At 53.0% G+C, this 20,202-nt stretch carries 17 protein-coding genes and 3 pseudogenes; 11 read left to right on the top strand and 9 right to left on the bottom strand.

Annotated elements, in window-relative coordinates; translation table 11 throughout:
* Window positions 1-46: 46 nt before the first annotated feature.
* From ACNPN0_RS14340 to ACNPN0_RS14330, 3 genes and pseudogenes are all read right to left on the bottom strand, one after another.
* Window positions 47-646, bottom strand: a pseudogene (locus ACNPN0_RS14340) (SDR family oxidoreductase); the annotation flags it as partial.
* A 481-nt stretch (window positions 647-1,127) separates the two neighbouring features.
* Entirely contained in the window at window positions 1,128-1,661 is a 534-nt protein-coding gene (locus ACNPN0_RS14335; RefSeq protein WP_448938945.1) for an IclR family transcriptional regulator, read from the bottom strand.
* Window positions 1,662-1,676: 15 nt separating this feature from the next.
* A complete protein-coding gene (locus ACNPN0_RS14330) occupies window positions 1,677-1,955 on the bottom strand; it encodes a helix-turn-helix domain-containing protein (RefSeq protein ID WP_448938941.1) in 279 nt (92 codons plus the stop codon).
* On the opposite strand from ACNPN0_RS14330, the gene ACNPN0_RS14325 reads away from it, so the two are divergent.
* The 5 genes from ACNPN0_RS14325 to ACNPN0_RS14305 are packed head-to-tail and all read left to right on the top strand — an operon-like array spanning window position 1,906 to window position 3,809.
* Entirely contained in the window at window positions 1,906-2,142 is a 237-nt protein-coding gene (locus tag ACNPN0_RS14325; RefSeq protein ID WP_448938940.1) for an enolase C-terminal domain-like protein, read from the top strand. The two genes, ACNPN0_RS14330 and ACNPN0_RS14325, sit on opposite strands and share 50 nt — an antisense overlap.
* On the top strand, window positions 2,087-2,482 hold the full coding sequence (locus ACNPN0_RS14320; RefSeq protein ID WP_448937948.1) for an enolase C-terminal domain-like protein: 396 nt from the start codon (window positions 2,087-2,089) through the stop codon (window positions 2,480-2,482). The genes ACNPN0_RS14325 and ACNPN0_RS14320 overlap by 56 nt, the downstream gene beginning before the upstream one ends.
* Before the next feature lie 5 nt (window positions 2,483-2,487).
* Entirely contained in the window at window positions 2,488-2,946 is a 459-nt protein-coding gene (locus tag ACNPN0_RS14315) for an MFS transporter (protein ID WP_448937949.1), read from the top strand.
* 47 nt (window positions 2,947-2,993) lie between these two features.
* Window positions 2,994-3,131 carry a hypothetical protein gene (locus ACNPN0_RS14310; RefSeq protein WP_448937950.1) on the top strand — a complete coding sequence of 46 codons (138 nt, stop codon included), beginning with the start codon at window positions 2,994-2,996 and terminating at the stop codon, window positions 3,129-3,131.
* Window positions 3,132-3,158: 27 nt separating this feature from the next.
* Window positions 3,159-3,809, top strand: a complete 651-nt coding sequence (locus tag ACNPN0_RS14305; RefSeq protein WP_448937951.1) for an MFS transporter — start codon at window positions 3,159-3,161, stop codon at window positions 3,807-3,809.
* 246 nt (window positions 3,810-4,055) lie between these two features.
* Here ACNPN0_RS14305 and ACNPN0_RS14300 read toward each other — a convergent pair whose 3' ends face one another.
* On the bottom strand, window positions 4,056-5,135 hold the full coding sequence (locus tag ACNPN0_RS14300; RefSeq protein WP_448937952.1) for a DNA cytosine methyltransferase: 1,080 nt from the start codon (window positions 5,133-5,135) through the stop codon (window positions 4,056-4,058).
* Between the two features lie 299 nt (window positions 5,136-5,434).
* Here ACNPN0_RS14300 and ACNPN0_RS14295 point away from each other — a divergent pair, with 299 nt between their 5' ends.
* Complete coding sequence (locus ACNPN0_RS14295) at window positions 5,435-7,102, top strand: TIGR02391 family protein (protein WP_448937953.1); 1,668 nt, start codon at window positions 5,435-5,437, stop codon at window positions 7,100-7,102.
* Between the two features lie 601 nt (window positions 7,103-7,703).
* On the opposite strand, the pseudogene ACNPN0_RS14290 reads toward ACNPN0_RS14295, so the two are convergent.
* From ACNPN0_RS14290 to ACNPN0_RS14270, 5 genes and pseudogenes are all read right to left on the bottom strand, one after another.
* Window positions 7,704-8,269, bottom strand: a pseudogene (locus ACNPN0_RS14290) (IS1380 family transposase); the annotation flags it as partial.
* A gap of 161 nt (window positions 8,270-8,430) precedes the next feature.
* Window positions 8,431-9,878, bottom strand: a pseudogene (locus ACNPN0_RS14285) (integrase core domain-containing protein).
* A gap of 371 nt (window positions 9,879-10,249) precedes the next feature.
* On the bottom strand, window positions 10,250-10,705 hold the full coding sequence (locus ACNPN0_RS14280; RefSeq protein WP_448937954.1) for a hypothetical protein: 456 nt from the start codon (window positions 10,703-10,705) through the stop codon (window positions 10,250-10,252).
* 413 nt (window positions 10,706-11,118) lie between these two features.
* A complete protein-coding gene (locus ACNPN0_RS14275) occupies window positions 11,119-12,198 on the bottom strand; it encodes a hypothetical protein (RefSeq protein WP_448937955.1) in 1,080 nt (359 codons plus the stop codon).
* Between the two features lie 146 nt (window positions 12,199-12,344).
* Window positions 12,345-14,819, bottom strand: coding sequence for a DNA cytosine methyltransferase (locus ACNPN0_RS14270; protein WP_448937956.1), 2,475 nt, complete (start codon window positions 14,817-14,819; stop codon window positions 12,345-12,347).
* A 546-nt stretch (window positions 14,820-15,365) separates the two neighbouring features.
* Between ACNPN0_RS14270 and ACNPN0_RS14265 the strand changes: the two genes are divergently transcribed.
* The 5 genes from ACNPN0_RS14265 to ACNPN0_RS14245 all read left to right on the top strand — a co-directional run bounded on the left by ACNPN0_RS14265 (window position 15,366) and on the right by ACNPN0_RS14245 (window position 19,801).
* Complete coding sequence (locus ACNPN0_RS14265; protein ID WP_448937957.1) at window positions 15,366-15,653, top strand: hypothetical protein; 288 nt, start codon at window positions 15,366-15,368, stop codon at window positions 15,651-15,653.
* 5 nt (window positions 15,654-15,658) lie between these two features.
* On the top strand, window positions 15,659-16,723 hold the full coding sequence (locus ACNPN0_RS14260; RefSeq protein WP_448937958.1) for a nucleoside hydrolase: 1,065 nt from the start codon (window positions 15,659-15,661) through the stop codon (window positions 16,721-16,723).
* A 117-nt stretch (window positions 16,724-16,840) separates the two neighbouring features.
* Entirely contained in the window at window positions 16,841-17,647 is an 807-nt protein-coding gene (locus ACNPN0_RS14255; protein WP_448937959.1) for an ECF transporter S component, read from the top strand.
* Window positions 17,648-17,654: 7 nt separating this feature from the next.
* A complete protein-coding gene (locus ACNPN0_RS14250; protein ID WP_448937960.1) occupies window positions 17,655-18,413 on the top strand; it encodes an energy-coupling factor transporter transmembrane component T family protein in 759 nt (252 codons plus the stop codon).
* Window positions 18,410-19,801, top strand: a complete 1,392-nt coding sequence (locus ACNPN0_RS14245) for an ATP-binding cassette domain-containing protein (RefSeq protein WP_402741524.1) — start codon at window positions 18,410-18,412, stop codon at window positions 19,799-19,801. Before ACNPN0_RS14250 ends, ACNPN0_RS14245 begins: the two co-directional genes overlap by 4 nt.
* The last annotated feature ends 401 nt before the right edge of the window (window positions 19,802-20,202 follow it).

Below are 20,202 nucleotides of genomic sequence, written 5' to 3'. Positions count from 1 at the left end.
CCGTTTGCCTGCGGCTCACGCCTCGTGGATGAGCAAAGCAAGTAATTTATAGCGGGGTAACGTAGGCTCCAGCGATGCCGCCGTCCACCAGGAACTGGCTTGCGGTGATGAAGGAAGAATCATCGGAAGCAAGGAAGGCTACCGAGGCCGCCAGCTCATCCGGTTCTGCGAAGCGACCAAGCGGTACATGCACCAATCGGCGTGCCGCTCGTTCCGGGTCCTTGGCAAAGAGCTCTTTGAGCAACGGGGTGTTAACCGGACCGGGGCAAAGCGCGTTGACTCGGATGCCCTGCCGGGCGAACTCGACACCGAGTTCGCGGCTCATGGACAGCACTCCACCTTTGGAAGCCGACTAGCTGATCTGGCTGGTAGCCGCACCCATGACAGCGACGAAGGAAGCAGTGTCGATGATGGAGCCCCGTCCCTGTTCCTGCATGTAAGGCAACACGTGCTTGCAGCAGTAGTACACGTTGGTCAGGTTGACCTCTTGCACCTTGCGCCAGACATCGATGCCGGTATCCAGGATGGAAGCGCCACCTGTAGGGGAAATCCCCGCGTTGTTGAATGCGATATCCACCGAGCCGTAGGTCTCCTTGGCTGTGGCGAACTGGCCCTTGATGCCTTCCTTATCGGTGGCATCGGTCGAGTGATGCCGTGTCGGCGAAGCAGCTAATGGAATAGTGTCTGGAAGGTGTGGCAACCCTGCTAGCTGTCTACTGAACGCGTTTTGCGGTTGTCTCGCGGTTGTCTTTGGCAGGGGGCGGTGCTACTAGACCCGCTGCATCTACATGTTTAAATTGGGAATTCTAGATTTAACTCAAGAACATTCTGCGTGCACGGTATTGGCTGAACGCGCGAAATTTCCTCAGTATATTCATGCGGCGTTCGGATGAGGCGTGTTGAATAGCGTGAAGTGACACCTCTGCTCCGGCGAATCGGAGTGACAGCGTTGAGACGCAATGTCCACGAAGCTCCAACGCTAAATATCGTGCAACCGGATGACAGGCACCAACAAACCCTATTCAGTAGCAGCTGCGCACCAAGTTGGATCCAGAATCCTCCCACCCCCGTCATTTCCTCGCCGAACTAGATATGGCTACCGTTTCGCGCTCTAAATGCGAAGCGTCCTAGAAGGTCTTGCCCGAGTAGCCCAACTTGCGCGAAATTTGTGTGGCGGTAGAACCCATCACGGACTTGAGCACCATCATCCGCTCGTCAGGCATGTAGGTATTGGTGGCCGACATGCTAATAGCGGCGATGATCTGGCCGCTGTCATTGCGAATCGGAGCGACGACGCATCGGAGGCCAGTCTCATTGTCTTCCCGATCCAAAGCGATACCTTCTTTTGCATAGGCTTTCATTCTGGACAGGAAGGCCTCCTTGGTTTGATGCGAAGCCTGTTCTACAGGCGACTCGGAATCAAAGGTGGATTCCCAGCGCTGGGGAGTATCAAGCAGCAGCGTCTTGCCAATGCCGGTGCGACTCAGAGGCATGCGCTGTCCCACTCCCCAGCGCCATGCGCGTCGCGAGTACCGGGGGACTTTGTCGACGTAAAGCACTTGGGCTTCGTCTTCCACCGCCAGGTCCACGGTGTCTTGGTACTTGCGGGCGAGCTCTTCCAGGATTGGCTTCGCAATAACAGGGACCGGGCTTTGATACAGGGCGTGGAAACCCAGCTATATCAGTTCCGGCCCCAGGCTGAAGTCGGTGCCATGGGTACTGCGCAGGAATCCACGCTGCACCAGGAGTTTCACCATGCGTTGCGCAGCGCTCATTCCGATATTCGCGGCAACAGATACTTCATTCAGATTAGTTGCACCACGGCCTATAGCGCGCAGAATATCTACCCCGCGAGCAAGCGTGAGCTTGTCCGGAGGAGGAGCGTCAATTGAATCGTCAAAGCCAATGGCCAAGGTTCTGCTCAAGAGACTAGAGCCATTCAAGCTGATGTTCATTGAAGAACCGGTACTTAGTGAAAACGTGAACCCCATGCTGGAGACATTGCGCAATTCCAGTACTCCGATTGCCTTGGGCGAGCGCCTGTTCTCGTGCTGGGACTTCAAAGGACGTACTGGCCAGCGGAGCGGTGGACATCATCCAGCCGGATCCTTCGCACTGCGGTGGCATCACCGAAGCCCGTAAGATTGCGACGATGACTGAAGCCTATGACGTTGCAGTCGACTTGCACTGCCCCCTGGGCTCAATCGCTCGGGCAACGAACCTGCAGATTGATGCCGGTGAGCACAACGCCTTTATCCAGGAGCACTCCCTGGGAATTCTCTACAACAAATCCTACGATCTCCTTGATTACGTCAATGATCCGTCGGTCTTCGCCTACAAGGATGACATGGTCGCCATCCCTGAGGGTCCGGGCCTGGGCCTTGATGTAAATGAAGAGTACGTCATTGAACGCGCAGCTGAAGGTCACCGCTGGCGCAACCCAATTTGGCGTCACAAGGACGGATCCTTCGCAGAATGGTAAATCGAATGTCTCAGTCGACAGTGTCGTCAGCTGCCACACTTAGGAGCACTGACAAAGCAACAGAGATACGCTACGCCGTAGCATTGATGTTGTTCCTTACCGTAGTAATCAACTACATGGATCGTTCAAACCTTTCGGTTGCAGCTCCACTGAATTCCGAGGAATTCGGTCTCGATACTGCACAACAAGGTCTGCTGCTCTCTGCTTTTGGTTGGACCTACGCTGCAATGCAGTTGCCTGGCGGATGGTTGGTGGACCGGGTGCAGCCCCGCCTGCTGTACCCAATCTGCCTAGTGCTCTGGTCTGTAGCAACCATCTTCATGGGCATGGCTGGAAGCTTCATTGCCTTGAGCGTTTTGCGTTTGGCCGTTGGTGGTTTTGAAGCACCTGCGTATCCAATCAATAACAAGGTAGTCACTGCTTCGTTCCCAGAGCTTGAACGAGCCACAGTCATTGGCTTCTAAACCTCTGGCCAGTTCATTGGTCTTGCGCTGCTGACCCCGGTTCTTCTGTGGTTGCAACACCGCTGACCTGGCACTGGGTATTTGTTGTCACCGATGCTGTTGGCATTGTGTGGGGCTTGATCTGGTTCTTCATGTACCGTAATCCTGTGGACTCCAAGCGGACCAACGCTGCTGAACTGCAGTAGATCCGAGAGGGTGGCGGACTGGTTGATTTGGGCAGCGCGCAGGCCAAAGCTCCAGCAGCAAAGCTGAGCAAAGCAGACTTCGCTCTGGTACTGGGCCGACGCAAGCTCTGGGGTATCTACATTGGTCAGTTCTGCTTGACCTCTACCTTGTGGTTCTTCTTGACCTGGTTCCCAGCCTACTTCGTGACCTACCGCCACATGGACTACATCAAAACCGGTTTCTTGACGTCGCTTCCGTTTGTTGCAGCGTTGGTGGGTGTATTGATCAGTGGTGTTCTCTATGACTTCATGCTCAAGCGTGAAGTAAGTCTCGGGCCTTCGCGCAAACTACCAATCATCACCGGGCTGTTGCTCTCCATGAGCATGATCGGTGCAATCTTCACCGACAGCACTGCTCTGGTTATCACGTTCATGTCCGTTGTCTTCTTCGGCAATGGTCTGGCATCGATTACCTGGTCGTTGGTTTCTGCGCTGGCACCGTCACGGCTGATTGGTTTGACCGGTGGCATGTTCAACTTCATCGGCAACCTGTCCTCGATTGCCACCCCAATCGTGATTGGCTTACTGGTCTCGGCGACCGATTTCGGCCCAGCCTTCATTTACATGACGGTTATCGCCGCAGTTGGCGTCCTCTCCTACGTCTTCTTGGCAGGAAAGGTTCAGCGCGTCGAGGGGTAATAACCACGCACTTTTCGCGTAGACAGAGACTATCCGCAATGACCGCTTAGGGAACGTCAAATAGGTAACTTAGCGACATTGAGAAGGTGTATTAAGGGTGATGCGTTGTTCTTCAAGTTAAGCATAGTGATTAAGTTCGCTTGGGATCTCTCACTACTCAATATGTTGAAATCCCTGTAATACTATGGATTAGTCGACAAGAAAACGTTCGTTGAATTAGCACGGTGTCAGTTTGCAACTACTTTGTCAGGGTTCTAAGCTGGCGAGAATTTGTTTCCCTATTGCCTTCCCCAACGGAATGGGGACTGCGTTTCCAATTTGACGTGCGATTGCAGTTTTAGAACCGACGAACTGGTGATCGTCCGGGAATCCTTGAAGTGTCGCAGCTTCAAAGTGAGTGATTGCACGCATGACGGCTGGGTTAGGATGAAGGTATCTCCCTTTCTCAGGCTTAAAGAATTCTGTCCGTATGGTCACGGACGGTTTGTTAGCGTGGAGTCGACCCATTACATCCCCAGAGCCCGACTTATGATTTTTCCAGCAATTAGATAACAATTCTTCGGGAATATCGAATCTATTTCCACCAGCCGGAATTGTAGCAAACCGCTTCAGCGAAAGCTGTTCGTAACGTCGCCCAAGGTGTAAGTCGCGTGGTGCAAACGGACCAGCGAACAACTTGCCGAGGAAGTTGTAAGTGCGGTCGCCTGGCAGATCGATGCCATCGACAACTGTTGGAATGTTTATGAAAACTTCAGCGACAGTCCGGTGAACGGTATGGGTGGGCTCGGGGAAACCTGGAAATTCTAATTCGCGGTGGTGGCCAATGATCACTGTGCGGCGGCGTGCTTGAGGTGCCCCGTAGTCCGCGGCGTTCAGTATCCTGTGCTGAAACTTGTAGTCCCTCAAGCTGCCAGTCTTCGTAAGCTCGAGGAATTCATGGTACTGAGGCGAGGAAGCGAAGGCTGCTACGTTTTCGACCACAAAATATTTTGGACGTAGCTGACGAATCGCCGCAGCATAGTGCTGCCAAAGTGTGTTTCTCTCGTCTTCAGTATCTTGTTTGCCAAGCGTGGAGAAGCCCTGGCACGGGGGGCCTCCAATAATGACATCAATATCTTGTGGCATCGCCGTCGATTTCAACCATTCTTGGATCGGTCCAGCATATACAATGCCGTCGCCAAATGTTGCTTCAAATGAAGCTGCGGCAGCTGTATCCATCTCAACTGCCGCAACAGTCTCAAATTTTGGGGATGCTTGATGAAAGCCAGCCGTGAGACCACCTGCACCTGCAAAGAGATCGACTACCCGAATCTTGCGATCATTCATGATCCCTCATCATAGGAGAATTTCCGGGTGTAAGCTAACTAAATTTTTGCCCAAGCTCCCATGGGGTCTGGTGATCCTTGAGAATGAATGCGCCGGTTATCTCTCAACGGAGTAACGCCTCGAATTGCTAAGCGTTTCCACTCTTGAGAGACCATTGATTACTTCGATGACCGCAAGAAGCAGGGAAGGTGGCAAGATATCAATAAGTTGTTGGCTTGAGCCGAACGTGGTTAATCAATGAAGCAGACGGTGATTGAATATTATTAAATTATCGGTGTTTCGAGTATCGAGGGGAAATCATGCCTGATGAATTAACGCTTTCTTTTGAAGCGCGCACGATTGAGCACCTCGGGCTGCAAATGTATTCGCAACTCCCAGCAGCACTTGCAGAACTGATCGCTAATGCCTATGACGCTGATGCTACTACCGTTGTCGTTTCGATTGAACATGATCACGAATCCGGGCGCGAATACATAGCAGTCGTGGATGACGGTCATGGGATGTCCAGGGATGATCTAAACAACAAGTATCTCAGAATAGGTCGTAATCGCAGAGCTCCAGAAGAAACAGGAGTGCTAAGTGAAAGCGGGCGTCGAAAAGTGTCTGGTAAGAAAGGCATCGGCAAGTTGGCACTCTTCGGTATTGGTCGACTTATCAGGGTGTCAACCACACGAATGGGCAGCGATTCGCGTATTGACATCGTGCTCAATTGGCACGACATGATGGATCTAGGGAGCGGGGAATACCACCCAGGGGCAACCGAGGCCTTGGAAGAATCTGGTTTGCATGGAACCCGCATCGAAATCCGTGAGTTGACGAGAAGCAGCTCAATATCCGTTGACAACCTGGCGAAAAGTCTTGCGCGGTTATTTAATTACGACGGTAATTTTGAACTGTTTGTGGAGAAGGGGAAGAACCGAAAAGCCATTACAAGCGATCTGAGATTCGATGATGATGACATTCAATTTACGTGGCGAATCCCGGAGAGCTTGCCTAATGACGACGATACTAGACGATATTTCCAAAGTAAGGGAATTACCGGTGTTGTTTATGGAACGAAGCGCACGCAAAAGGATGAAAATCGGGGCGTGATAGTATTTGTGAACGGTCGAAGAGCCAATGCCGCCGGTTTCTACGGCGCTTCTGAATCAAGCTACGCTTTTTCTTATTTATCGGGAACCTTGGAAGCAGATTACCTTGACGATCTAGAGATAGACGTGATCGCAAGCGATCGAGCCTCAATAAATTGGGACGTGTCTGCAACACGAGAATTAAAGAATCACATCATTCAGGCTCTTACGTGGATTTCGAGAGACTGGCGACGTCAAAGAGACGCTGCCAAGTCACAACGTGCGCAGCGTCGGACGGGTCGTGATTTTTCAGAATGGACTTCGAAACAACGTGACGGCGACGGTGCTCGTCTAAATGATCTTCTGGAAAAGATTGTGTCATCAGAGGTTGACATGTCTGAGCCGGTACTTGACAGCATTCTTGACAGTGTTGAAGCTCTTATCCCTGAGTATGCGCGGTTGCACTGGCGGCACCTGCATGCAAAAGTTCAGAGCGCAGCGGAGAGCGATTACCAGCGAGGCGACTATTTGCGTGCGCTAGACGAAGCAATGAAAGCATACTCAGCCGCCGTTCGTATGAAGTCGAAAGTGGACGCTACCCTTGACTCGAAAATCATGAGTGCGGCGTTCAGTGGCGCGGCTCCGGTCTTGGACGTAGCAGCGGTCTTTAGCCGTGCTGCTGGTTCTGGAGTACTTACGGAGGATACGCTAAATAGTGTTCGGGAAGGGCAACATTTCCTCTCAAAAGGAGCAGTTGCTGCATTTCGCAATCCGGCAGCCCATAATCAACGCTCGATTTTGGAAGATACTCATCTACTTACAGACAGTGACTGCCTAGATATTTTAAGCCTGGTATCGCATTTGTGGCGTAGGCTTGACGGGGCGGATAATATTTGAACTAATAAAAAGTTCAAGTTATTTAAAATAAATCTCAGATCTCCTAGTTAACTATCATTTTCAGATATTCAAAAGAATGCCGAAATCTCAGTGGCAAATATGGGCGGGTCTTCCAAGCTCTAATTGAAAATGAATATCTGACTAAACCTCGCTATTGGATGTATCCACGACGACCAGCACAACGTGAATATTAGGACTTATCTTCGAACTGCTGTGGATGGCAATAATATGGCTATTCCACGATCGTCTGCTCATTATGTGGAATTGTGATATTGCAGTGGTACGAAGTCGTGCGAATATGTTGGGGAGCTAGTGCGTGATATGCCGAGATACTCTTCAATCTCACCAAAGTATTTGGTACAGCATCAGGAAGCCAAATCTCATGTCGATCGGTTCTTTGGACATGATCGCCCTAACCCAGATTTTTCATCAAGGCTCTGAAAGTCACCGAAGTCCACTCCCAGGGGAATCACGGTGGCCGTTCCTAATTCCGCCCACGCCAAAAAGCACCTGAACCACCGGTGCGCAATGCTAGGCCCCACCAGTCCTGACTAAAATAGCCTTTCAAAACCTAAGAAACAAGAGAACAGGCACCACCCATTCAAGCAGCCAGCTCACCGTGCCGCCATCGCTGGAACAAAGTACCGACGCGTTCTTGCAACTGGCAAAGCAACTGTGATTCAGGCGCTCTCACCGGGATTAGCAGCTGGCCTCATGGACACCAGACAGCGCAGCCAGCTGCAGCCAAAGCACCAAATTCGCTGCGAACATCGCCAAGTCAGCCCATGCCTGGTTCGCTGCGAAAGACCAATATGGCAGCTTACCCAACCCCGCGCTTTTGAGCGTTTTGACCCTGTTCTCGCACCGGCCCCGCGCGCGATGCCGAGCATCAAGGAACGCCAGGTTGAACCGCGGGCTGTTGGTCAAGAACGCTGTCACCCGGTTCCCGTCCGTACCAAACAAGTACGCTTTCGCCCCGGGATGCAAGGGCCCATACCGTAAATAAATCCTCGTGCCTGGCGGGTAGTCCTTCAGCTCCAACACCTTGGACTCGTCGATTACCCACGCGTCATCACGCTGACCACCGTCAGCGTCCAACGCTAGTTCTCAGTACTTCTTCTCATTGATCCACCGGATGAACCATTCCTTGATGCCGAATAGCGCGAAAGGGTACTCCTGTTCTTAAGAGTCGGTACCGATGCCATCTCCTAACCGGGTACCTTCATTCCTGCTTGTTGGTGTGAAATCTCGGGACATCGTGGACAACCGATCTCAATACTTTGTACACGGCTACCAACAGACCGGAACTGTTGGTAGCTGTCAAACGACTACTGATGGTCAAAGCACGCCGGCATTTGATCCTCACGAGCTTGGATGACAGCACGATACTGCTCAGCTTTCTTCTCACATTGACGAGACGTCAGAGCCATCTGAATACCTCTGATTGAATACGACGAAACGAACTTCCCCTCGACTTTCAAGGCCACCATCGGTAACGGGAACGACATGACAACTTCACTAGTCTCAGGGTCCGACAACAAAAATTCTGTGTCCGTAATCGTCCTGACGAACTGACGGCGAGCAAACGATGTGGGCAACGAAATGTGGAATCCTCGATAGAACGTTCTGCGGTTTTCCTTCGTCACTTCCGCAAGCATCTGATTTGATTCCAACAGGGGCGCTGGATCCGATTCGTCATGAGTGCTTTTCATGATTTCATCCGACTTCGACACCACCACATCCAACCTACTGACCGAAGACTAGGCTAATCGACGTTTACTGAGATATTCGGCGGCTTTCGCTTCCAGCACTGATAAGTGAATCGGTTCGGTAGCTGGCGTATGCTCTAGCAGGTCCCAAGCAGACTGTGGAGTAGCTTGGTTCAACGATTGATGTGGACGTCGTTTGTTGTAGTGTTCCCGTTACCATTTCAATAGCCTCTGTACATCGGCCAGAACCTGTGGCTTATTCGCCGTCAAGAAACGCTGCAACGTACGGTGTGAACGTTCGTTCTTCCCCTGAGTTGTAGGCCGTCCCGGAAGCCCAGTGATCGGCATGCTTCCCTTAGATGCGAGAAAGACTTCTACTGAACCGAATCTTCCGCTACGCAACTGGTTGAACGCTTTGGAAATATCACTGAGGGCCTCTTGGGGTGCACCGTACTCCGCGATGGCTCGCACGAGCATTTCTTGGGCATCCTGGCTCTTTTGGTGGCGTTGGAACGCTCGGGAGCCGACATCGAATCTGCTGGCATCATCAATGAGCTGGTACACGGTGATGAGCTGATTCTTGGCGGTTCGGTATTCAAAAGCATCAAGTTGCCACAAGGCTATGGCAATTGACCTTGCGAGGGGAACATAAGACGATTTAGGTCGCTTGCGAGGGTTACGGTCCACGTGACCGACGCTGGCCAGTAAGCGGCCTATCGTAGCAATAGACGGAATCTTGCCGCCTGGGAACGTGTCTTCGTTAGTCGTTGCTTCGTAATGAATGACTTTGGGGCCGTAGTCCCAACCATCCTTTTGAGTTTCTGGCGGATCTTCACCAGCTCGTTGATCACTGCTGGGCCGTATTTCCTAGCTGGTTCTCTCGGTGCTCTGGATTGCGGGTGGAGAGCCGCCGCTGATTCGTTGATTGCCCGGTGTCGAAGTCGATAGAAAATACTTCGGGAGATTTTCTGAGTCTTGCAGAATTCGCTGATGCTCAGCGCATCTGGTTGTGTGCGGTCGAAGTTGATGATCATGGAACGCACTCGTGGTCGAAGGGCACTTGTCATGTTCTCGACAGTGCCAGAAAGCTGTCTTGATTTGTCCACGCACTTTTTAGACATGCCGTCCACGAAATCATGAGATCGTGTGTCCACAAAGTGATGAGACAGGACATACAAAGTATTGAGATCCAGTGTCCACGATGTCCCGAGATTTCACACCCGGTTGCAAGAACACAAGTACCTTTTAGCGCTATTCTGCAGTTGATCGAACCAGCATGTCGGAAATGTCCTCCCGCAGCAAAGAATGCTCGTAGCCAAGGCTCTTTTTCTAATACGTAACCGCCCGCAATGAAGGCACGGATTAATTGGACAACGACGGCTTTCCCAATGCCGGGCGAGAGCCCGTTGTACTGTTCGTCAACCATGCACATGGCAACCTACAACTGGACCGCATCGGGTGCATCGTGGGCCGAACCTATACCTAGATCGCAGGCCTGCTTGCCATCAAGCCATAACCGAATCATGTCTAAAGGTGACCATACGATTACGAACAGGCGAGCAACAAGATCTTCATCAACCAACTTTCTCAGCAGGTCATCGTCGTCTATCCTGTTTAGATACATGACAGTGAGAGTGCCGTTGAACCGTTCGCCATGCTGTGTACGAGCCCGCAGCTCCTGAACACTCACGATTCCTCGAGAGTCGTTCTTTAGCGCAACGTAATCTACGAACTCTCTAACGGCGCTGTTTGGCCCTTGAAGAATTTTCGAGTTGGAAGTGACGAATAAATTTGGGGGCTCTCCGAGCCATTTGCGAATAATGGTGCTTTGAGCCATCATCGAAGTACCACCCTGCGCCCAGACTTCTCGGGTCATATATGCAAGTTCAGTCATGCCTGAGTCTGCTCATGCAGCTCAGACAGTCTGACTCATCGTAGGAGACATACGGGATAATCGGGGCGACGACCTAAGGCTATTGGCGTTGCATAGGATTATCAACGGTCCAGACATTATTCCACCGTATAAATAAGGGAGAGTAATGCTATCAGGCTAGTATTTACTGGTCTTGATTCAGGCTGTGCTCAGGCAGACCTCTTCAACCTCCGAAAATCAGATTTCCGGTACGACGCGGCAGCGCACGCATGGGGTGAAAGCCTGAATTTAGATTCTAAGATAACTCTGAAAGTCGTCAGATATCGGCTAATGACGTTCCTCGATAGTTGCAGTTAGGCTTCCAAATTCGAAGAGCGTGCGAGGTCGTGGAGGTGCTGAACTTCGCAGCTCTGCGAGAACCCATCTTTGCGTGGCTACGCAGATCTGTTCCTCAATTCTGCCCGTACAAATATTTTCGACTGCGAGCAGTTAAGGTCTTGGGGGATGACGATTCCTAAAGCTTCATTTACGAGTAGTTTTATTGACCCTAATCCGTAAAATCCGTCGCCCAAAGCCATTGATGCTTCTACGGAATCGAACTTTGCCAGAAGGCATACGAGTTGGTATTCGGGGTCTGAAACATGAGTTCTGTTCATAGGATGAGCTTTCGTCATGTGCTGTGACGGTGTCAGAGTAATCAGATTTTCACGAACGTCTGTTAACTCAGGAAAGGCGGATTGCGAAAAGATGTGGTGTACCTGTGTTGCAGCTCCCGAAGAGAGCGAGTCCCGAACTTCGGAAATGCCCTGGTGATATTCTCTGACTTTATTCATAGCCAGTCGCGTCGATGTCTTTGAGAACGTCTTTACGCGATCTTGTCGAAGTGCGAATTCTGTGCGGCTCTCACTTCGTTTCTTCTTGAGGTCGCGAAAATTCACTCGGTTGTAGCGTAGATCAGAATAAGTCAGCAGATCCTTTGATGGTCGGCCACCGATTGCACCCGGTACGTTCCACTTGACGGTCAAAGGATTGAGGATTTTCGGAAAGATTCGACGAAATTCGGTTTCTCCACTGGAGCCCCTATTTCCGAGGTTAGTATTGCTTCGAAAAAAACGGAAAAACTCGTCTCGAAGCTCGTCGTAGGAGGCTTTTGAGTGATCGCTGCGTACGTATCGCTCAAACATATGAGTAAGCCCGCTTTGCTTCACGACTTCCTCATTGAAAGCGATCAGGAACTCTAAACAGGAAGAGTCGCTTGCAGCGAGAAGCTGCACTTCATCCGAAGACGCCACTCTGTATGAATTGATTCTGGCAGAGAGGTCTTCTTCAAGAATTCCTGCGAATGCGAGAGTCTTGAGGGGTTGACCAATAAATTTGTCGATTTCATTTCGTTGGGAGGCGGAATCGGGAGTTGGTTTTTCAAAGCGAAAAGTCAGCTCAGTTTCGCAGAACTTGCTGGATTGAAGGTCGAAGCGAGTAAATGATTTTTCGCCGGGATCAAGATTGTTGATCATTTGGGCCACGCTGTGAACGACATCTGGCGCGCACTTTTGGTCCATGTATCGATAATTACGCTTACGTAGGTTGAGGTTCCGATCGCTTAGCGCATCTTCCCAATATGACGACATGAAAGCTCCTGTTTCAAGAGAATTTTCTTAGGTTACTTCAAGCTAATCAGACTGAGCTGCTTTTGATAGATTTCATGACTAGGAAATAGTGAACGAGGGTTGTTCTGCATTTGCGGAATATGCGAGAATTCAAGGTTCTTGGGGATGCACCAGTAGAATACCGAGCATCTATCGACGTTAAGGGTGCGTGTAGAAAAATTCCTAGCGATCCGGTAGAAGAAATAGAAAGTTTCGCTGCTGAACCAAAGTAATGTTTCGCCAGAAATGGGGACACTGTTCCGAGGTACGAGAACAGCCGCGGAACCGTCCGGAACCACTCCGTCCGGAAGGAAAGCTGCCCTTGGATAGTAAGTAAGATTTGGTACGACAATTAGGTTTTCATTGTCTGCAATCTTCTTCCACGCATTTGGGAGATCTTTTTCCGCAATAAAACTAGGTTCGGACACCGGATGGATTTCGCCCTTCGCGATGTCTCTTGCTTTAAGTACCGGAATTCCATGTTCAGACGAAGAATTCTTCTTGGTGATGCTTCTGTCGCGGTAAACATCAAATGCACCTAAATTGCATTGTGTAACGATCTGATCAAAAAAATCGTTTCTATAGATTACCCAAGTAGGGAATGATGGGTCTGTAATGTACGACTGTGGAGCGTTTAAATCATGGTCAATAATGAACGAAGCGACCCTAGTGCCCAGATCGCGTGCCAGCTGGTCTTTCGGTCTTTGGTAAAGGGTAAGTCCGATAGTTTCGATTTTAACGTCACTAAAAGCTAACATCCCAAAATCAAAAATTGACCTAACGTGGAAATGAGCTGACAGCTTGTTTCGAAGGGACCAGTAATCCGGTGCAGACAAGAACGATTTCGGGATTATGAAAGATATGTTCCGTCCGACACGGCATGCCTTTTCGAGGAAGACGGCAAACGCTTTCTTTGAACTATAGTCCGATAGCTGCCTAGCGGGTAATTTAACACTGAATGGCGGATTACCAATAACGAGATCAAATTCGTTTTCCTTGAATTCAAGGTCTAGAAAACTAGAGTTTAGGCTGGTCAGAGTTATATTGCCGTAAGAGTCAGCAATGGATTGTGCGATAGATAAAGCATCGACGTCGACGTCGACAATCGTCAAGTCGATCGTTTTATCTTTGTATTTTTCCCCTATGGCACGTAGTAAGGCTCCTGTTCCCACGGATGGTTCAAGAATTTTGATCTTCTTTTTGGTGAAACTTGGCAGGTCTTGCGATAAGCAGAAAGCAGCGACGCGAGAAGTGTAGAACGAATCAAGTTTTTTGGGATCGATCGAATCGGTGTACTTGTAGATCTCTTCGTCCACGTTCGGAGCTTCATGAAGAGTTGCACGTATGTTCTCTGCGATGGATCTGAAGACTGGTGTTGGGACACCCTCTCCCAGGCATTGCCGGATGTTCATCTCATGCGTCCGTAAGAATTCCTGCTTCTTTTCGAGGGGCCACGCATTTGGATTTGGTGATTCGTCTTCACTCCAGCGGAATGTCTCAGGAACGCCCATGAATAACATTAGTTCCCGGATGCTGAAGACCCTGTCGTCAACTGGATGAACAGTATTCTGACTTGCTAAAATATCATTTCTCGTATGGACGCATGGAGGTACCTTATCCCAAAGCTGGCGGCGATACTTGTCGCCATTTGATGACTTATTTTCGACTAGGTTGCCATTGATGATCTGGTGCGGTCTTTCTTGCGGATCGGCATTGTCGAAAGCTGATTCACCAGGGTTTAAGTTGTGGATCCAATCGCGCATGTGTTCTTTGTACCGGCGGAATCCATGCAAGTGGTCCGTGTCAGAGATTTCCCCCATTGTAGATAGTGAGGGGAGATGGCCGATGAGGTCGATCAGCGAAGCGGCGTGTAACCGAGCAGGAAACAGGTCCGCCGGGACGGTTTGCATCGATTTTAGTGTACCTATCACCAAAGTTCGCGTGCGGCTGGACGGTGAACCGAAGTCACGAAGATTCACGACTCTTGAATGGACTAAATAACGGGGACCCAGCTTTTCCTGAATTGCCTGCGCGATGGTGATCGGTTTTTCGCCCGCTCGGTTGCACAGGGAGGAAAGAAAGCTTCGTACGTTTTCAAGCACAAAGACCTTAGGCCTAATTTGGTCGATAAGGTCTAGCGACTCCAGGACTAGAGAATTGCGAATAATCTCATTGTCGTGTTTCTTATGATTGGCAACTGACATTCCTTGGCACGGTGGCGTTGCGATGACGGCGGTGACGTCCTCACCAGGGTTTCTGAACTTAAAATCATTAACCCGAGACATGACCATTCCATGTATTTCGGGTTTGGTGATGTCGCCTGAGATGTATGCGCTTGGCATGTCAGCGACCTGGTTCGCCCTTTGAACGTTTATTCGTCGTTCAAGCAATTCAACTGTCGCTAGGCAATTGAAACCGGCCTGTTTGAAGCCGTAGCAGCCAAGTCCGGCACTGCTGAATAGCGACACGTATGAGAGGTTGTTCGACATATATCTAGTATAGGGATGGACAGCGACCGAATGGTCTTTCCTCTGTGGTTTTCACCCTGGTGGGGCGGGGCCGTGGTTTCTGGGCGCAGGCTGGCAGGCAAAGACAAGCGACTCTCTCTTCTCGCACTTGGGCTGCCCCGATTTGATGGAGTGTCTTTTGCCTTGGCAAAGGGGGTCTGCTGAACGATTAATTGCCCGATTTTGGTTGCGGGCCCTGAAGCACAGACAGTTATCTAAGGCGCTTGCCGTCGACGCAGGAGTGACGGATCTCGCAAGCCGCGCTTCGATGAATTGCAGTGTGGGATTCCGTCTCTATTGTTGACTGTCGAGATTGGCCTCAGGGAAAGTTGTCATGATCTTACCCTGCTAAAGTGTTCGAAGCGCTTCGCTATGGTGCCGTCGTCTTGTCTGTTGATCCTAAAACTCTGTTGAGTCAACTACGTAACAATCAATCACATTGGTGGAAAACCCGCCTCGCTAGGACTTAGACGTGATTTTATTGGTTTCAGTAAGGTGCGTAATTTCAATAGAGTAATGGAGCCTGAATTGAGCAAACTTGTATACGGCAAAAAGGGACAAGTTGTATTCGACAGCGAACAGGATAAGCAGGAGGCTGTTGACTACCTGGTTGCGTCAGACGATGTTGAATTTCGTTTCGAGTCAAACGAACAACAAGGTGCTTGGGCTTCGGAGAAGCGGATTCATTTCTATTCTGAAGAGGGCGTTCCAGCGGGGCTCCGGCGAAACTGGACTGCGGGTACAGGTCGGATTCTTGGACGGATTAACGCCGGAGACTTCTATGACGAGGTAAAAGCGATTCGCGACGCACAGTAATTGAAATGGTTCAGCCTGACACGCAAGTGCTGATCGACTGCGACACCGGCATCGATGATGCTCTGGCCTTGGCGTATCTCTGCTCGCTCGATCACGTGAAAATTGAGGCAGTCACCAGCACCCCAGGGAACATTTGTGTTGATCAAGTCGCTGCGAATAATCGCGCTCTGCTCAAACTCTGCGGAAAGCCAGACGTCCCGGTGCTCGTCGGTGCGCGAGAGCCACTTGAAATTCAGCTCGTGACCACTCCGGAGACCCACGGGCCTCAGGGGGTTGGCTACGCAACGCTTCCCGATCCTGGCTCAGGCTCAGCTACAGACAATGACGCCGTTGACTATTGGATCCATGCAGCACGCGCCAACCCAGGAGAGCTTACAGTGCTCCTGACTGCGCCGCTGACAAACTTCGCTGTGGCACTTCGACGCGAACCACGTCTTCCTTGGTTGCTGCGCAAGGTAGTGATCATGGGCGGCGCCTTCTACTACCAAGGCAACACCACGCCTACCGCTGAGTGGAACACTCACGTGGACCCGCATGCGGCAAAGGAAGTTTTTGCTGCCTACACTGCTGCCGCGGAACAAGGATTGGATTCCTCGAAGTTGCCGATTATCTGCTCGCTGGACACCACGGAACGCTTCGAAATGCAGCCGGGCTTCTTGACGAAGCTCTCCATTGAGGCTGGATGCGCTGAACCGGAAATAGTCCAGGCCAGCGACCCGGAAGGAACGCTGAGCAAGTCCTCCAATCCGCTGGTGCGTTATCTCTCCGATGCCCTGCGCTTCTACTTCGAATTCCACAGGCACTACGACCAGGGCTATATCGCCCATGTGCACGATTTCTTTGCCGCTGGCGTTGCCGCAGGGACACTTGAATACCAAACCCGCCCCGCAACGGTGGACGTAGAGACAGAATCGCAATTGCTCTTCGGTACCACGGTGGCCGATTTCCGAGGGCTGTGGGGCAAGCCGGCGAATGCCCAGATAGTCGTAGCAAATGACCCCGAAGCAGGGTTTGCCGAGCTGGTCCAGCGCCTCGGTGTGCTGGCAAGGAAACTCAACGAGAATTCCTGAGCGCAGGCAGGTGGGCTAGAATCGTCTACCGGGTCGAGGTGACATAGACCCGCCATTCGCGCGTTGCGGGAGCAATCCTGCGCGCAGCCAAACTCGTATCCCCAGGATTGCCTCATCATGTCACCGAACCTTCTCTTGCCCGAAGCATCAGCGACCGAGCTCCTGCGCCGCAGGGTGCTCGGCGCAGCTGGAACCCTGCTGCTCGTTGGAACCTACCTCTTCCTGGTCATCACCCAACCCGCGGGAATCGTCGAGGGCCTGGGCCAGGGAGTTGCCTTGGCAACTTTCGCCGCCTACCTGATCGCTGCCGTCCTGCTGCTGCTCGCCGTGCTGCCGGATCTGCCGGTCTCCGCCCTGACACTGATCCCGGTCGCGCTGGCACTGAACATCATCCTGGGCCAATTCGTCGGGTCCGTCATGGTCCCGCTCTACCTGGATTCCATCGGTACTGTTCTCGTGGGCTTCTTGGCCGGCCGCCGTGCTGGTGCCGCCACCGGTGTGCTCAGCACGCTGATCTGGTCGCTGTTTGCCCCCACCGTTTTGCCGTTCGCTGCCGGAGCCGCACTGGTCGGTTTCCTTGCGGGAACCGCCGCTCGCTACGGCGCCCTGCGCCGGCCATACCTTGCCCCAATCGCGGGCCTGGTTTCCGGTGTACTGGTTGGCGTAGTCTCCTCCCCGGTGGCTGCCTTCGTCTACGGCGGCACCTCGGGTGTCGGTACCGGCGCAGTGGTTGCGGCCTTCCGCTCCATGGGGGATTCGCTGCTCTCCGCGGTCACCAAACAGGCCCTGATCTCTGACCCGGGAGACAAGGCAATTGTCTTCCTCATCGCGGCGTTACTGGTCTTCGCCTTGCCGAAGCGCTTGAGCGGTTCTTTCGAATTCATCCGCCGCTACAAGGTGCTGGGCAAGAGCGGAAACAAGTAGGCCACCTATGAAGCGCCGCATCGCTGAGTTGCATCCTTTTACCGTGCTTTGCCTAGCCGTGCTCACCGTTTCGGTGGCCACGGCTGCCAGCCGCTGGTGGCTGAGCTGCGCGGTAATAGTGCTTTGCCTGGCCATTGGCGCAGTTGCGGGCAAGGCCCGCAAGCTCGCGGCGCTCAGCGGTGCCATCATGCTCCCGACCCTCCTGTCCTTGCTGATGATCCATGGACTGGCTTCACAGGATTCTTCGGCGGTGATCGCGGCCTGGGGGCCAGTCAGCCTGACGCTTGGGGGAATGGAAATCGCCATGGCCCTGGCCTTGCGCACCGCCGTGCTGGTGGTGGCGGGTTTGCTTTGCGGTCTGCTGATCGACAAGCACCAGCTGGTGGCAGCTATCGACTTGTCTCCGGCTCCGCCGCAGGCGGGATACCTGTTGGCATCCACGCTGTTCCTTCTTCCGCAGATGATGGAAAGGCAGCATGCCATTGGCCAAGCCCAGGCCTTGCGGAAAGCAGGAACCGGCCGGGGCTTGGCCGGCTGGCTGCAGCGCCTGAGGCTGCGAGCAGTACCGCTGGTGCTCTCCTCGGTGCAAGATGCCCATGACCGTTCGGTGCATCTGGCCGCGCGCGGTTTCCCCGCCAGCGGTGAGCACAGCAGGCTGCGCCGTGTCGCAGACTCGCAGATCCAGAGGGGCGTCCGCTGGGTTGCCCTGCTGTGTTCGGTGCTGGTGCCGGTAGCGATTCTGGTGCCACTCGGGGGAGCCTCATGATGGATATGGAACACCGTGCACCTGCCGGAACCACCGCGGCGCTGCACCTCAGGCTGGGAAGCTTCCGCTACTCCGAGGCGCACGCCGAGGCCTTGCGCGAGATCGAGTTGGAATTCTCCCCGGGTTCCCTGACTGTCATTGCCGGCGACTCTGGATCCGGAAAGTCCACGCTGGGCGGAGTACTCGCTGGCATGCTTCCGCGGCCAGGAGCGGACCAATGCGAGGGAACGGTCACCCTGGCGGGGCAACGGATCGATTATTCTCCGGAGCATTCGCCACGAATCGACGTCGCAGGCTGGGCCAAGCACGTGGGACTGCTGCCCCAAGATGCCGGGCTCTACCTCTCGGGGATTCGCCAGACGGTTGCAGAAGAGCTGGTCTTCGCGCGGGAGAACGAAGGAATGCCCCGTGAAGAGATGGCAGAGCTCATCGCCGAGCTATCCACGCGGCTGTCCCTGGAACATCTGCTTGAACGCGATCCCGCCAAGCTTTCAGGAGGCCAAGAACGCCTGGTCGCACTGGCCGCGTTGTCCGCAGCCAAACCTTCCATCATTGTGCTCGATGAACCGTTGGCCGGGTTGGATTCCAAGGCAACTCAGGCCGTGACCTCGATGATCACCAGGTTGCGTGCTGAAGGCACTGCACTTGTGGTGCTGAGCCGGACGGCAGAAGCATGGGACGCAGAAGCGGATTCACTGTGGAACTTGGCGGACGGTACTTTGCAGCGGGCAACTGCAGGCGCTGCAACCACTGCGTTGCTTTCCAAGTCAAAAAGACCATCTGTCCCCGCTGCATCTGCAAAGCCCTTGGTGGGCTTTTCCGGCGTGCAACTCGGATACAAAGGCGCCAGCGCCCCGGTCCTCTCCAGCCTTGACCTCGAAGTCAGTGCCGGAGAATGCGTGGGGCTGGCCGGCGCTAACGGAACGGGCAAGACGACACTGCTCAAAGCCGCCGCAGGGCTAATCAAGCCAGCTGCCGGAAAAGTGCGGGTGGCAGGTGATGCTGGGATGCTCCTGCAGAACCCTTCGGACCAGCTCTTCGAACGTACCGTAGCCCGGGAGGTCGCCTTCGGCCTTCCCAAGAAGAGCATCCAACGTGTCCGCGTGCCGTTGGTGCTTGCTCAGCTGGGCCTGGAATCCTACGCGCAGACCCACCCTTATGAGCTGCCGGCTTCGGCCCGCCGGCTCGTTGCCTTGGCCACCGTGCTGGTGCGCGAACCGCAGCTGCTCCTCCTCGACGAACCAACCGAGGCGCTGGATTCGGCTGGGCTTCATTGCCTGCACGGGGCCATCGATTCGGTACTCGAACGCGGGGGAGCGGTGCTGTTCTCCTCCCACGATGAGCGGTTCATGTCGTCCACCGCGCACAGGGTGCGCCAGCTGTCGTAGTAATTTTTCTGCTGCGGGATAGGCGCCCGCGTCTGGGCCAAGCCTATTCCCGGTGCGCTCCAAGGTAATCAAGTCTCTGCGCCATGCACGCCGTACGGTGAATTCACACCCTTCTGCCCCGGTGGATTGTGGGTACTCGTCTATTCGGTCAGCCATTATTGCACCTCGCGAGCTGAGTCATCATTCCGGCCGTGCAAGGAATTGGTCCCCAAACCAAGGTAAAAACGCAGTCGTAGGTCAGCTCATCGAGAGAACTGCGCCGGCTGCTCCGCTGGTTCCTCCTCGCACCAACATTCTCTTGGCCTCACCAGATTTCATGCCTTCAACCCACGCGTACGCGAAGTGACGTGGAGGAATCGGAAGCGGCTGGCTGTTGCCGCAAAGCCCGCCTGCCCGCTTGC

The sequence above is a fragment of the Glutamicibacter sp. AGC84 genome (assembly GCF_053543575.1).
This window is presented reverse-complemented; position numbering and strand designations above follow the sequence as displayed.